The following is a 14965-nucleotide window of genomic DNA, read 5'->3' as shown; positions in this document are numbered from 1 at the left end:
ATTACAGTTGGTTGTAAATAAATTTTAAATGTTCGCCACGGCTATTCCAGGTAAACTTATCTTCATATTGTTTTCGGGCTCCAATGCTCATTTGATTCAAAAGATTGCGATCAGAATGTAGTTTTATGAGCGCTTCACTCAATAGAGAGATAGTGTTTTCATAATCTATTTGAGAAATCGCAAACCCACAATGGGAGTTTATGAATTCTCCCGGACCTTCGTTATTTAGACATATAACCGGCAATCCAAAAGACAAAGCTTCTGCAACCACCATTCCTGCACCTTCGTGAGATGGAAAGAGAAAAACTGACGAATTTTCATAAAGTTCCATTAACTCTTTTCGGTCAATCCATTCTATAACTTCGACATAAGATTCTACGTTATAGTTATTAATTATTTGTTTATAAAATTCCTTTTCTGGACCAGAACCTACAAGAGTTAGTTTGCAGTTTTTCCTTTCGAGAACTGGTACTGAATTGATGAATTTTAGAAAAGAAAGTAATGTCAAATCGAATCCTTTTAACGGAACAAATCGTCCAACACTTATGATGTTAAAATTTTTATTTTCTGCTCTGGTGCTTATTGAAAAATCCTCTGTCGCAACCGATGGTAAAACTGAAAATGATTGCTCCTTTAGTTTCAATATTGTGGGAACTCCGGAATTCATACACCAAATATGAGCTGCATTTTTTACGGTTTTTTTCAAAGAAAAAGAACATTTCCAAAAATAATTTTTCACCATCCATGTTACTCTATCTTTCAATAAATATTTCATAGAATAGGGTTTTAAATACTGTTTTGGTATTAACGGATGATGACCAATAGGTCCCCAAACCATAGGTTTATTTAGTTTCCATAAAAAACTTGGTGTCCAATCATTATGGAAATTTACGTTGTGGGTAATATCAAAATTCAGGTTTTGTTTTCGAATAAAATTTACAATTCCTCTTTGCCACATATAATAATATAGCATTGCACCACGGCCTCCTTTTTTCCAAAAACGCATCCAATATGGCAAATCAAAATATAAAAATGTAATATTATCATAAACACAATTGGGGTTCTCGTTCATATATTTTTCAATAGCCGTTTTGTTATTTTCTCTTGTTATTGCATACACTTTATTGAACCGTGCGATTTGATTTATAAAATTCCAACCCATTGCATCTTCCGAACCTTTGTATGGGTTTACGGCGTAACAAGTTGCTAAAATAGTTTTGTTAGTCATTTTTTCTGTTTTTTAAGAGTTTGGCGGGAACACCACCAATAATACTATTTTTAGCAAATGATTTTGTAACAACGCATCCTGCGGCAATGATACATCCATTGCCTATTGTAACTCCATCAAGGATTGTAACTTTACTTCCAATCCAGCAGTTTTTACCAATTATGATTCCTTTTCTGGAAACACCTTGATGTCTGATGGCAATTTCTAAAACCTCATAATTATGGTTTTCAGGATGACAACTCAAATATTGTCCAACGATACATTCATCTCCAATTTCTAAACCACCGGCTCCTCCCAAATAGGCAAATTCACCTATGCCAACATTGTTGCCTATCACGATTTTATTTCCAATATTGTTTAGCGAAGTTGATACAACAATTCGGCTAAAAGCTCCAATGCTAACATTATCGCCAAAATGAATTCCGTTTTTGCTCAATGCAGAAACAGAAACCTGATTGCCTAAGCGGAGAAATTTCCCCCATTTTATTTTAGATAAATTAAAAAATGAAACTCCTTTTCCAAGCATCATCCCTTTTGGTTTTCTAAAACAAAAAAAAACTCTAAAACCACGAATCAAATAGATGATTTGAATCAAAACAAACTGAAATAAGGCAGCTGTATTCAGTGCTTCATCCAATTTAAAAGCAGGATTTCGTAGTTGAATTATTTTTATAATTAATTTTTTCATTATTTTGAAAGTACTACGATTTTTATGACTTGATTTAGGGTTACTTCAATATCAATATTATTTATTGATTGATAAACCGAAGCTTTACTTTTAGATTGAAGCGATTCAAATAAACCGTAATAATCGGCTGTTAATTTTTCGATTGTAGCTTTGCTAAGTTCTTTTTTTCTTTTTAAAATGACATCAGCATCGGCAAAAAGAAAGAAATTAAATTTAGGTTTCAGAAGAAATCGGTATAAAAAAGAAGTAAATTTTTTTGGCAAAACGATATTACTTCTCCTACTATCATTGATAAAATCAAAATAGTAACGGTCATATATAACCACTTTGCCTCTGAAAACATATTTGAAATATATTACAAACTGACCAAATAAATAATCGAAATAGTAATAGGAAAACCGAATGAACGAGGATAAAGAACTTTTGTTTTTTCCTTGTCTTGGCAGACCTTCAATGACATCGCGATGTGCTTGTTCTTTTCCTTTTGACCATACACTTAATATGGGCAAAATCGAAGGTCTATGTCTTAAAACCACAACAGGTTTTCTAAGTTGTTTATCTATTCTTAAAGCGATATTTTCAATTACTGTCGATTTTCCTGCACCGTCAACTCCACTGAAAGTGATAATAAACCCCTTGTTGTTAAGGCCATTTTTCATACTATCCGCATAATAATTTAAAATATTTTTAAGACGTGAAATACTCTTGTTATTTTTGTGGTCTTTTATGAAATTAAGTAAGTTTTGCTTGTTTTTTTTTGTTTTTCCAAAATGGTCTTTAAGGATCAAATCTAATTTTTGATTTGAGTTTTGAATGTCAAGCTCATAATCTAAATATTTATCGGGGATTTCTGAATTGTTAAGGTTGTAAAATAGCACAATGTATCTGGCGGTATCAATTGGAGAAACATTTTTAACGCCATAAATATTTTCGAAACTATCGGTTATAATTTTTTTTGCATCCAGAATTTCAAGGTTTTTTATTTTTAATTGCCAAATCAAATCCAAAGACAATAACGTTCCATCGTTTAGAAATACTTGAACAGTATTCATAAATGATTTTTTATTGGTTGTAATTTTCGAAACCAAAGCGTGATTTTTTAAAAATGGAACAATCAATTGGTTCGATTTTTTATGGATTACCATATCAATATCAGAATCAACACTTAATTGTTCCGGAAATTGATTTTGGAATTTTAATGCAGCATAATCTTGGTTTTGCAATAAATCAAATACATCCATTATGACCAATTCTCTCGATGATTTCTCATCGACCATAAAAATATTTAAGGCTTCGTTCCAAACCTGTAAAAGCCAATCTATTTGAACGTGCCATTTTCCTTGATCAGAATATATTTTTAAATAATGCATACAATTAATGATTAAATACCATTTTAGATATTCATTTAATTTTTCTAAATCATTATTAAACAGCTGTTTTCCAAAGTCATTAATACATTCTCTTTTTATATCCCTGTAAATTGTTGCCCAAGATTTATGATCTACCAAAACACCTTGTTGAATTATAAAATGGAAATAATCAAATCCTTTTGATCTTTCGAAACTTGCTAATTCCCAGTCGTATAGTGCAATTTTTCCGTTTCTTTCATACATATTCCATTGGGTGAAATCGCCGTGTGAAAGTGAAAGTGTCACTTTTTCGTCTTCGTTAGTTTTTTGAATTATCGAATTGATTTTCCGAACCATATTGTTTGGAATTCTTAAATCTTCAATATTTTTAAAATCTTTTTTTAGAGAGTTTAGCAATCCCCATTCGCTCAATTTTACGGTATGAGGCTTAATAATACTCATTTCTAAAAGAGTATTCAAATGGCTAGAAGTTATTTCTTTTTGTCTTGTCCCATTTTCTGAAACATTCGATAACTGAATAATTTCATTCGAAATTTGTATTGATTTTGGAATAATGAATAAATTAGTTTGACTATTTATTTTCTCTAAAATAGTGTGTTCTCTGTTAATTAATTCTTGAGCATTTAATGTAGTTGCAATTTTATAAAAAGAATTATTGGCATATAAAATTACTTTATTATTCGGACCAATAGTTCCAGTAAATAATGCCCAATTTTTTGTATAATCTAAGATTGGATTATTATTTTGTATGGCGAAAAATGTTTTTTTGCTAAATGCAATTTTTTGCAATTTTAAAACAAAAACAGTTTTTATTGCCGTAGCAAACAACCAAGCTCTAAAACTTCCAATATTATAGAATTTTAAAAATAAGGGTTTGTCACAATTGGTATTCCAAATCCATCTTGGAGAACCGTCAGGATTTTTGATAAATAGAATATCAAAAACAATATCATTCGAATTGTTTCTTGTTGAAGATAGAGAATAGCCTATTCTGACGAAAATCTTTTCCATTGTAAAATATTTTATTTTCTTTTCCTATTTACAGAATCGTGCCAAATTAAAAAACAAACTGATCTTCAGTAAGTTACAGTATTTTTGAATTGTAATTTTTTCCAAATTTTAGAACAATGCTATTTTTTGGAACAATTTTAAAACGAGAGTTCAGGTCTTCGCTTCTTTAAGTGAAGTTTTTGTACAGACGTTAAAAGAGCTTTATTCTTGAAGGAGACAGAGAAAATAATCATTTGATAGAACAAAATCCCATAATTACTCTCGCCAAAAATGCCAAATTCAGTAAAAGAATTAATTAAAACCGGAATGAATATCCCAATCAACATTAACCGACTTTCCTTATTCTCCGTAAAAAAAGCATGCAAAGTAAAAAACAGCTGAAAAATAACAATGCACAATCCTATAAAACCCAAATTCATTAAGACTTGTATAAAGGTATTGTGAGTCATTTTACCAGGATAAGTATGAACGCTTTGAAAAAATTCTTTGTAATCAATTCTCATATATCCAAAACCTAGAAGAGGTTCCCTTGGTAATCCTTCAGTGATGAGTGCTTTCCAAAAAGGTAATCTTCCGGTCAAAGTCAAAATTTCTTCCATTCTTTCTTTATCGCCACCTTTAAGGATAATTTGGTTAATGGCAAAAGGAATGACCAATAAAACCCCTCCCATAATGGCCATTTTTAAGCCTCGTTTTTTGGTTTGATTAATATGGAAAAAGATAATTATAAAGACTCCAATCAAGGAAGATCGAGAACCCGTCATAAATAAGGCATAAAAAATAATCAGAATTTTGATAATGGTCCAAGTTTTGTTTTGCTTCCTGTATAAATCAAAAATTAAGCAAGCCACACCAACGCCAGCGAGCATTCCCAGTTCATTTGGGTTCATCATCACGCCACCTAACCGGGCTTCTTCACCACCATTTGTCAACCGGAAAAAAGTATCTGGGTCAATCCACATTCCAATTACAAATATCAACTGCAATACAAAAACGGAATTGCCCAACAAATGATACAATCGAATGTTGTGTCCTTCAAAGAAACTGTCTAAAACTTTGATGCTTTTGATGAAAAAATAGGCAAAGACTAAACTTTGAAAAGTCATAAACCATTGCAAAATACTGAATCCTGGATTAGTACTCCACGTAAAAGATAAAAATCCCAATCCCATATAAGCTAAATAAAACAAGGGTGAAAAGATGTTTTTGTAGCCCATTGTATTTGCTGATCCATAGCGAATTATTTTGTAATAAATCCCAATTGAAGAGAGCATTAAACCCATTCGGCCCACGACTTTAATCGCTCTTGTGATGTGGATGTTTTCGCTCCAGGTAAAAAAACAAGCAACCATCAATAACAAGACAATAAACATATATTTGTCTGTTTTTTTTAAAAACACTTCGTGATTAGTTGTAGTTGAATTCATTATATGGTGTATAGATCGGTGTTGAATTGTGTAATTAATTTTTTCCAATTGTAATTTTCTTCCACCATTTTAATTGCATTTTCTTGCATTTTTTTAAATTCAACAGGATTTTTCCAAACTGAAAACAACTTTTTCATTGCTTCATAAAGTTGGGTACTGCTTTGGGAATAAATGGTAATTCCTACTTGACAATTAAGTATTTGAGTGCCTATATTTGTTGCATCCGTTACAATACACGGTTTGCCAAAACTGGCAGCTTCGATAACAGATAATGGCAAGCCTTCGTTTCTTGACGGATGAACAAAAACATCCATTTTTTGTAATAATCCCTCTTTTTCAGCTCCAAATTTACTTCCGTAAAGGATAATATTTTTATCGAGGGATTTTGCTTTAATCTTTTTTTCTAAAAGTATTTTTTCGCTACTGTCTCCAACAATCCAAAGCTGTGCTTCGGGTTGATTTTTTTTAAATTTTGCAAATGCATTTATTAAAGTGTCAAGTCCTTTTGTATAAATATCTAATCGTCCAATAAATCCAAAAACTATATTTTTATTAGCGGTATTCCCGATAGTTACCGTTTTATCGTTTTCATATCCGTAAGGCAATAAAATAGATTTTTTGTTTTCGAATATCTTCATTAATCCATTAACTTCACTTTTTCCGATACAATGAATTTTTGAAGTTCTATTGAGTAATTTTTTTTCAAAAAGCGAAAAATAGAATTTCTTGCTCCAAGAACTTCTCTTCATTGCAATGATGTTGTATGCTCCGTGAGGTGTTAAAACAAACTTGATCTGATGTTTATCCAGCAATTTTGCCAAGGAATAATACACTGGAATCCAGCCTCCATGAAGGTGAAAAATTGCGGTATCATTTTTTTCTAATATTGCCTGCTTCAATTCCTTGGAAATAGCAAAAGGATTACGCTGTTTCAAAAACAATTGCGTTTCAAAATTGCGCTCCCCATAATTATTTTCTTTATCTTTTGTAATACCCCAAACAGATGCTTTCACACCGAAATTCACTTGTTTTGTGGCCAATTGATACACTACTTTATTCACGCCATTCATTCTTTCAGGATTGGCTTTTCCTAGAACAATATGAATTATTTCCATAATTGAAATTGATTTTTTTTAAGTTGATTTTGCCAATACAAAATCATAATTATTTGATTGATGACAAGCCCGGAAACAGCTCCGTAAAGTCCTGAATATTTTAGTAAAAAATGAAAAGAAATTATGGAAAATGCAAATGAAAGTAAATACCCAATAAAGAAAATTTTATTCAGAACCAGCACTCTCACGGCAATTCTAATAGGGTAACTCAAGAATATAAAGAAATACAAAATTGCAATTATTTTTACTACATAGGCGTAGTTTTGATATTTTTCGCCTCCTGCCAAAACAATAATTTTTGTTGAAAAAACGAATAATATGGAAAGGAAAATCCCGCAAAATATTGCTCCAAATAAGGTTATTTCTAGAAGGTATTTTTTGGCTTTAGCCGCACTTTCATTATAAAGCAATGCTACTTTTGGTAAAAAATAATTCTCAACTGTAGCTAATGCAATATTGATGACTCCAAAAAAAGATTGAACTAATCGTAAAGCGCCAAGCGCTTCAATGCCTAAATAGACTCCTGAAACCAAAACAAAAAAATTGCTCGAAGACCATTGTAAAACGGCTGTACTTAACAACCATTTTCCTTGAATAATATGCTTTTCTGCAAATGATTTCCAAGAAGCTGGCTTTTCATAATTTTTTATAATAAAATACAAACCAGGAATAGAGGATATTAGATTTGATATGCCAATTATCCAAAGTGTAGTTGTTAAGGTGATCTCATTTTTAAGGAAATAAAATAATGCTATAACTAATATCAAAAAAGCTATGTCCACAATAATTACATATAGTATTAGACCAATTCCTAAAAGTAATTTTCTAAAAAAATCTTGTACCAGATATCCAATTGTAAAGCATAAAAAAGTGTTTGTTAGTATTTTATAAACTATTGGAATAGGGATAAAAAAAACAATTGTTTTAATCAATAGAATTAAAATAAATAGCAAAGACATTTGTCCAAGGAATAAAAACACGTAGTATTCTTTTTTTTGTAAAATTTTACCAATAGAAACCTGAAATGGTTGAATGATTAAGGCATTAGTAATACTCATTCCTAAATAAGTGATAAGAATGATAGTAGAAAACAAGCCAAAGCTTTTTATATCCAGTTTTTGAGCTATAAACAATGTTAATATAAAATTTGTTCCACTAAAAACGGCTTGGTCAAACAGAACCAAAACAGAAGGTGAAAACACTATTTTTTTTAGAAAATTCATTAACTAACGAATTGTTTTTTGGAAGTATTTATTCCAAAGTTTTTTGATTTCAACTAAAACACTTGGATTATAACCTGCTTTATTTAGTACGAACCAAACATTAGGCAATTGGAATTCGTCTTTCAATAATTCCATTTTTATGATTGTTTTTTCGGCTGTTTTTCTACTGTCTAAAACAATCAGATTTTGGGTTGCCAAACTCATAAAAAGCAATGCCAACTTGTCTTCTTTTATGGATTGATTGTGAATGACACATAAATCGTAGTTTTTCATTTTTTCCTGGATTTCTTTTTGAAAAACGGATTGAGTATGACTTAGATATTTTGAATCTGAAAAATTGAGATAATCGTTATTGTCAAATTTATTTTCCAGTTGTCCGGTGGCATCAATAATCAGTACTTTTCTTCCTTGATTTTTGAAAGCATCAGCCACGTTTTTAGAATGAAACAGATGGTCTTTAGACTTGTCATTTGAGCTAATAACTAAAACACATTCATCTTGTATCATCCCTTTTATCTCCATTTGTATGGCTTCTTTTAAAAAATTATCTTTTATGCTTTCAGTTGATTTTATAAATGGAGTTGTAATAGCTACTGGAATTGTACTGTTTTTTTCGATTGTGTATATATCATTAACCTTTGCTTTTGCAAAGTGAACCGCATAAATAAGTAGAATAGATCCAAGCATTGCTAAAACCGCTGCGACCACAATTATGATAGAACGAATAGGGGAAACCGGAGTTTTTGAAATTTCTGCGGGTGTAATTATTTTGTGAAAAGAAATTTTTGCCGCTTTGGCTATTTCTGCATCAATTCTTTTTTCGTTCAAAAAGTTGTAATTTGTTTCATAGAGATTAAACTCCCTATTTAAAACAGTTAATTCTTTTTCTTTTTCGGGTAGACCAATAAACACTTTCTCGGCCTCGGTAATGTCATAAGAAAGTTGATCGTATTTTACTTGTAAATTTTTCTCTGTATTTTTTATACTTTCAATTTGATAATCCTCGTAATCTTTTAATTTAGCATCAACGATTTTTACCTTTTCATTTTCGGGTGTATATATTAATAATAAGTCTTTTTTATCAGTCTGTAATCTTTTAACATTTTTCACCATTTCGGTGGAAAGCAGATCAGTAAATGCTTCAAAATTAGGTGCTAATTCAAGATATTTCCCTTTTCCGGAAGCCATATATTTATTTAAGCTTTTTATTGCATCCAGATTCATTTTTATATTGGTTTGCTGAATTTTGAGCTCGGAAATTTTACGTAAATCGGTTTCAGTTTCTTGTGTTATGTTGATAATATTTTTCTTATCCCTGAAATTTTGAATGTTATTTTCTGAGGCTGAAAGTTTTTTACTGGAATTGTTAATTTCTTCTTTTAAAAAATCAACGGTTGTATTTGCTGCTCTAAATTTACTTTCGATATAATCTTTAATGTACACTTCGGCAAGTTTATTTACAAAAAGAGCCGCTTTTTCTGGCACATTGCTTTTAAAATTTATACGTATTACGGGAACATCTTTATCAACTGGAACGATGTCAATATTTTTATCAATTTTGTCCCTTAATTTTTGAGTGCTTAGAAACTCAAATTCGTAGGTGTCAATGATTTTTGCGTCTTTTTTGGATTGAATATAAAGTTCGTTTAGACCTATTAATAGTGTTCCTCCCTTAATTTTTATTGGTTTTCCGAATTTTCCCTGAATTCCGTTTTTAGAATCCGGATAAAAAAATTGGTATTCATTTTTCGAAATGACATTCAAACCATAGCGTTTGTCTAATGCTTTTTCTGATTGGAAACTGCCTTCAACAGTAATTGGGGAATTCCTGAATAATTCAACCGCTAACACATCGCCTTTTCTGTATATTTCTTTGTTGAAAGACAATTCAGTAAGCGTTTTGTTTATTAAATTGGATGATTTCAAAACTTCGATTTCAGTGGTTATTTTATTTGCAGAGGCAAACACATCTAAATCTTTAAACAAATTAGCGCTTGTAACACCTTTATCTGTATCTGCCAATTTTAGTTTTGCTGTGCTTTCATACATTGGAGTGACATAATTCAGGTATTTTTTAGCTGATAAAACTGCCAAAACCATTACCAAAATAATTATGGGAAATCCTCTGAAAAAGGTTTTAATTAATCTAACGTTTTCATTCATAACTAAATTTATTTAGAATAATCCAATTATAATTGCTGCAGCAGTAATTGCCGTGGTGAAAGGAATTATTATAGATATCCTCTTGTCGAACTCTTTGTTCTTTTTGGATGGAACTATTACAACATCCCCAGGATGGAGCTGAATAGTTGCGTTAAAAATAGTACTGTCTGTTGTTAAGTCAAGATTGGTAACCTTAACATTTGCGCCTTCTTGCCGTAATATTTTTACGTATTTTATATTTGCATAAGCATCAAAGCCACCTGCTTTACTAATTATATGTAGAAGATTGACGTTGTCAACATCAACTTTAATGGCACTTGGAGTTCTTACTTCGCCCAAAACAGTAATTTCTTTATTAAGCACCTTAATATCAAGTACGGGGTTTACTAACCATTTTTTTAGTTCAATTTTAATTTCCTCTTTTAGTTCTGCAACGGTTTTATTTAACACGTTTTTTGTACCTATTTTTGGAATTTCAATATTTCCATAAGCATCGACCAGGAGCCATTTTCCATAGACTTCGTTAGAGTTATAAATTCCATAAATAGAACCTACACTCAGATCATCTTCACCCCAAACTGAAATTGATATTTTATCATCTTTTCTTATTTTGTATTGATAATTAGCATCATATAAAAAAGCTGATTTATCATTTGTTCCTTTTTTACTTTCAAAAATATTTTGTGTTTTACACGAAGTAATAAGAAGAGATATCAATAGTAATTTTAAAAATAATTTCATATTTTTATGTTTGGGGGATTTTAAAAGATTAAAAAAAGTGCAGTAATCGTTTAATTATGGTTGGTTTCGATTTTTTAAGTTCTTCTTTTACCATATTAATTTTATTGATAATAAGTTCCATCTTATCAATCACTGTATTGTCTTTAATTATGTAATCAAAAGCACCATATTTAAGCGCATCAACAGCTGTTTTAATATTTTCTTGTCCTGAAACCATAACTACATAGATGTTCGGGTTATAGCGTTTTATTTTTTTTAAAACTTCGAATCCTGTTATATCTTCCATATTGTGATCTAAGAAAATGATATCTGGTTTTTGATCTAGATTACTTAAACAGTCAGTGCCATTATTAAAATATGTAATGTCGTTGAATCCCAAGTTTTTTAGATCCTGTCCATACATCTTGGCACAAAAAACATCGTCATCAACGATAAAAAATTTGAATTGATTTTGATTTTCCATAATAAATATATTTATTTTTGAAAAGGAGATACCAAAGTCGAGCCAAAAAATTAAAATGTTTATCTACAGTAACTTGTATTATTTACTCGGTTTTATTTTTCCGGATTTTGGAAAAAAACCCCATATAAAAATGGAATTATAGATTCAATTCATTCTTTTGAAGTTGAAAAATCACTTCTTCTAAAGTCTTTTTGACTCTGGAATAAACAATTATAATTTGATCTTTGTCATTGTAATTTAATTCAGTTGCTTTTTCGAGGTATTTAATATCCGGAACTATAGAGACTATGGCTAAATTTTCGACACTAGGTTTAATTTTGTGCATCAATCTACCCAATTCATTAAAATTATTTCCAATAATTGCTTTATCTATTATTGCTAAGCTTGCAACTATTTGTTCAACAAAAATAGTAACCATCCTTGTTACAAAATCTTTATTTCCTCTACTCATAGTGTGTAGCGAGTGCAAATTATAAAGTTGATTAGCAACAGAATTATCCGTTTTGCTGGCAGTTTTTGTTTTATTAATTGTGTGTCTGGCAATTGTTTTTATTAGTATTAAATCGTCAAATGGTTTCGTTACATAATCATTCATACCTGCATTTTGGCATTTGTCGATTTCAGTTTTAAAGGCATTAGCGGTTAGTGCAATTATTGGAGTAGTAAGTTTTAGTTTGTCTCTTATAATTTTAGTAGTTTCTATACCATCCATATCTGGCATTTGAATATCCATAAGAATAACATCAAATGTTTCCTTTTTTAGTATTTTCAATGCTTCCATTCCATTTTCGGCTTCAGTTACTTTACAATTGAAATCTGACAGCGAATTTTGAGCAACTATTCTGTTCATCTCATTATCTTCTACCAACAGGATGGATAAGTTGTCGATCTGAATTAATTTTTTCCCTATTTGTAAGTTTTTCAAATTCTTTGAATCACCTTTTTTTAAATTAAGATTAATATGAATTGTCGTTCCTTCATTCTTTTCACTTTCTACTTCAATTTCTCCATTCAAAAGTACAATCAATTCCTTGGTTATGGCCATTCCCAAACCAGTTCCTCCAAACTTTCGGGTTATAGCTTTATCTTCTTGAGAAAACTTTTTAAAGATGGAATCCAAGAAAATTTTATCCATTCCTATACCCGTATCTGAAATTGAAATACGTAATTTTTGAGAAAAAATATCATCAAATACAACTTCACAGTCTATAGCTACCTGTCCTTTATGGGTAAACTTCAATGCATTTCCAATAAGATTAAATAATATTTGTTCTATTTTTAAGGTGTCTCCTATCAATACTTTATGAATTTTATTTGAAATAGTTGTACTAAGAGTTAACCCTTTTTGTTCAGCTTTTGTTTTAAGTACTGTAATAACATTTTTCAATGAATTTTCAAAAACAAAATCTCTATTTTCAATCGGCATTTCACCGGACTCTATTTTAGAAATATCTAGAATATTATTGATAACAGCTAATAAGTGTTTGGAGGCTATTGAGCTGTTTTCTAAATATTTTTGTTGTAACTCTGTATGTTCTCGTTTTTGTAATTCTCTCAAAAATCCAATTATAGCATTTAGGGGCGTACGTATTTCATGACTCATATTGGCTAAGAAAGCTTCTTTAGCTATTGAGGCGTTTTCTGCTTTGGTTTTTTCGTTTTCAAGCTCAATTTCTAACTGTTTTTGATTGGTTATATCCAAATGAGTTTCTATTGAGCCTACCAACTTTCCGTTATCATCAAAATTTAGCGCACGACTTATTGCCCACCATCTTAATTCTCCACTTTTATTAGTTATCGGAAATTGAAATAGTTCTGAAACGGTCTTGTTTTTTACATTAACCCTTGATTTCATGACATCAAAGTCTTTACCGAAATCAAAAAAATCAGTTGTCTTTTTTCCTAATAATTCCTCAATTTCATAACCTGACATCAATACAAACGTATGATTGACATACCGTATGATATCGTTAGTGTCAATTTCAATCAACCCCAAATTTACATTTGCAATAATGTTTCGGTATTTTTCTTCTTGATGTTTTAGACTTAACTCTGAATTTTTTCTTTCGGAAATATCTTGAATAAAGGAACAAAAAAATATTTCGTCACCCTGTTTTATTGGAATTACAGCAATTTCTATAGGAAATTCTTCTCCAAATCTATTCAATGCAGACAGCTCAATTTGCTTGTTTAATGCAGAAATATCTCCTGTTTCCAAATATTTTTCAATTGCATTGACATGAAAATCGATATCCTGATTTGAAAATATTGTTTTGGATAAATTTTTACCTAAAACGTCTTCTTTTTTCCATCCGAAAATAATTTCTGCCTGACTATTCCAAAATATAATTTTTCCATGACTATTAACATTTATTATGCTATGTAAGGATGAGTTCATGATTAGATTGCTTCTAATTTCACTTTGTTCTAAAAGGTTTTGTGTTTTTATTCTTTGAGTTACATCAGTATATTTCCAAAGGTGTCCTTTGTGTTCAGAATTGATAAAAATTGGAATGTAGTCTCTTTCTAAAAAACGATTATCAACAGTTTCTAGAAGTTCATTAGTCACTATAACTCGATTCTCTATTATTTTTTTTATTCTGTTTTTAAATGACACAGGATTTTTAAATAAATCCCCTGAAACTTCTGATAAATTTGAAAGACCACTGTTAACGACTGTTTCGGGTTGATAAAAAAGTAAAAATGTATTGCAATATAATTGGTTGGTAAATATTGGTTTTTGATTTTCATTTTCTACTAAAATTGAAGATTGTAAATTGCTTAATAATGTTTTTAATAATTCAATATTTCGAGAGAAATTCTTTTTTATTTTTTTTCCTTTTGATATTTTTTTTTTCAAATAGTTAGAAATTAAAAACATATCGTCATTATCTCCTTTATTCTTTATTCCTTCATAACTGGTGTCTAATTCTTGAAGACTTTTGTCTAGATTTTTAATGGATTCCTTTTTTTGATCAAGCTCTGTTTTTAATTTTTGATATGCTAATTCATATTCATTTTTTCTTTCATTAAATGTATTACGCAATATTTTTTTCTCCTTTTCAAAATTTGAATAGGTTTCATTAACGGCTTGAAAAAAATTTGTAAAGGAAGGAGTCTTTATACAATCAACTGTTAAGTGGGTATGTATTTGTTTTTGTAAAAGTTCATGAAAGTTATTCATTCATCGTATTTATTAAAAAATATTATTAACAATTAATCGTTTTTTTTGTAAATCAATTGTTTAAACTGTATGTGCTGAATTTTATTTGTTTATGTCTGGAGGAATTTCATTTTATACATAAGGAGGGAGCTATTATTTGTTTTTTTAAGTAATATGAAATCGTTATTTTTCATTCAAGCTTTATATCATAATATATAAATATCTTGAATAGGAATAAAATTTCACTTTTTAGGAACACGGATGGTAATGATTCCTTACTTATTAGCTATAAAGATTTTTATTTATTTAAAGTTGGATAGAGTAAATAAAGTGGTTTTGTTACTGGGAAATGATGGCACGCCCAATGTCTACT

At 30.0% G+C, this 14965-nt stretch carries 10 protein-coding genes; all 10 read right to left on the bottom strand.

The window, feature by feature from the left end:
* Nucleotide 1: 1 nt before the first annotated feature.
* The 10 genes from ACFX5D_RS05755 to ACFX5D_RS05710 all read right to left on the bottom strand — a co-directional run bounded on the left by ACFX5D_RS05755 (nucleotide 2) and on the right by ACFX5D_RS05710 (nucleotide 14613).
* Nucleotides 2-1228 carry a glycosyltransferase gene (locus ACFX5D_RS05755; protein WP_379857291.1) on the bottom strand — a complete coding sequence of 409 codons (1227 nt, stop codon included), beginning with the start codon at nucleotides 1226-1228 and terminating at the stop codon, nucleotides 2-4.
* The gene (locus ACFX5D_RS05750; protein ID WP_379857290.1) at nucleotides 1221-1916 is read right to left on the bottom strand and encodes an acyltransferase; all 696 of its coding nucleotides are present in this window, start codon (nucleotides 1914-1916) and stop codon (nucleotides 1221-1223) included. Before ACFX5D_RS05750 ends, ACFX5D_RS05755 begins: the two co-directional genes overlap by 8 nt.
* Complete coding sequence (locus ACFX5D_RS05745) at nucleotides 1916-4297, bottom strand: nucleoside/nucleotide kinase family protein (protein ID WP_379857289.1); 2382 nt, start codon at nucleotides 4295-4297, stop codon at nucleotides 1916-1918. The genes ACFX5D_RS05750 and ACFX5D_RS05745 overlap by 1 nt, the downstream gene beginning before the upstream one ends.
* Nucleotides 4298-4434: 137 nt before the next feature.
* Complete coding sequence (locus tag ACFX5D_RS05740) at nucleotides 4435-5724, bottom strand: O-antigen ligase family protein (RefSeq protein WP_379857288.1); 1290 nt, start codon at nucleotides 5722-5724, stop codon at nucleotides 4435-4437.
* Nucleotides 5724-6839: a glycosyltransferase family 4 protein gene (locus tag ACFX5D_RS05735; RefSeq protein WP_379857287.1), complete on the bottom strand. Its 1116-nt coding sequence runs from the start codon at nucleotides 6837-6839 to the stop codon at nucleotides 5724-5726. The genes ACFX5D_RS05740 and ACFX5D_RS05735 overlap by 1 nt, the downstream gene beginning before the upstream one ends.
* Entirely contained in the window at nucleotides 6830-8062 is a 1233-nt protein-coding gene (locus ACFX5D_RS05730) for an MATE family efflux transporter (RefSeq protein ID WP_379857286.1), read from the bottom strand. The genes ACFX5D_RS05735 and ACFX5D_RS05730 overlap by 10 nt, the downstream gene beginning before the upstream one ends.
* Nucleotides 8063-8065: 3 nt before the next feature.
* On the bottom strand, nucleotides 8066-10225 hold the full coding sequence (locus ACFX5D_RS05725; protein ID WP_379857285.1) for a GumC family protein: 2160 nt from the start codon (nucleotides 10223-10225) through the stop codon (nucleotides 8066-8068).
* 12 nt (nucleotides 10226-10237) lie between these two features.
* Entirely contained in the window at nucleotides 10238-10966 is a 729-nt protein-coding gene (locus ACFX5D_RS05720; RefSeq protein WP_379857284.1) for a polysaccharide biosynthesis/export family protein, read from the bottom strand.
* Nucleotides 10967-10994: 28 nt separating this feature from the next.
* Nucleotides 10995-11429, bottom strand: coding sequence for a response regulator (locus ACFX5D_RS05715; RefSeq protein ID WP_379857283.1), 435 nt, complete (start codon nucleotides 11427-11429; stop codon nucleotides 10995-10997).
* A 136-nt stretch (nucleotides 11430-11565) separates the two neighbouring features.
* Nucleotides 11566-14613, bottom strand: a complete 3048-nt coding sequence (locus ACFX5D_RS05710) for a PAS domain S-box protein (RefSeq protein WP_379857282.1) — start codon at nucleotides 14611-14613, stop codon at nucleotides 11566-11568.
* Nucleotides 14614-14965: the final 352 nt, after the last annotated feature.

The organism is Flavobacterium fructosi (assembly GCF_042787335.1).
Taxonomy (GTDB): Bacteria; Bacteroidota; Bacteroidia; order Flavobacteriales; family Flavobacteriaceae; genus Flavobacterium; species Flavobacterium fructosi.
Note: the sequence above shows the minus strand (reverse complement) of the source record. Positions and strands in the feature narration are given on the sequence as shown.

What these genes read in the sequence shown, in the direction of transcription:
- ACFX5D_RS05730 (WP_379857286.1), bottom strand. Translation starts at nt 8,062, where the DNA reads ATGAATTTTCTAAAAAAAATAGTGTTTTCACCTTCTGTTTTGGTTCTG.
- ACFX5D_RS05720 (WP_379857284.1), bottom strand. Translation starts at nt 10,966, where the DNA reads ATGAAATTATTTTTAAAATTACTATTGATATCTCTTCTTATTACTTCG.
- ACFX5D_RS05735 (WP_379857287.1), bottom strand. Translation starts at nt 6,839, where the DNA reads ATGGAAATAATTCATATTGTTCTAGGAAAAGCCAATCCTGAAAGAATG.
- ACFX5D_RS05755 (WP_379857291.1), bottom strand. Translation starts at nt 1,228, where the DNA reads ATGACTAACAAAACTATTTTAGCAACTTGTTACGCCGTAAACCCATAC.
- ACFX5D_RS05750 (WP_379857290.1), bottom strand. Translation starts at nt 1,916, where the DNA reads ATGAAAAAATTAATTATAAAAATAATTCAACTACGAAATCCTGCTTTT.
- ACFX5D_RS05745 (WP_379857289.1), bottom strand. Translation starts at nt 4,297, where the DNA reads ATGGAAAAGATTTTCGTCAGAATAGGCTATTCTCTATCTTCAACAAGA.
- ACFX5D_RS05710 (WP_379857282.1), bottom strand. Translation starts at nt 14,613, where the DNA reads ATGAATAACTTTCATGAACTTTTACAAAAACAAATACATACCCACTTA.
- ACFX5D_RS05725 (WP_379857285.1), bottom strand. Translation starts at nt 10,225, where the DNA reads ATGAATGAAAACGTTAGATTAATTAAAACCTTTTTCAGAGGATTTCCC.
- ACFX5D_RS05715 (WP_379857283.1), bottom strand. Translation starts at nt 11,429, where the DNA reads ATGGAAAATCAAAATCAATTCAAATTTTTTATCGTTGATGACGATGTT.
- ACFX5D_RS05740 (WP_379857288.1), bottom strand. Translation starts at nt 5,724, where the DNA reads ATGAATTCAACTACAACTAATCACGAAGTGTTTTTAAAAAAAACAGAC.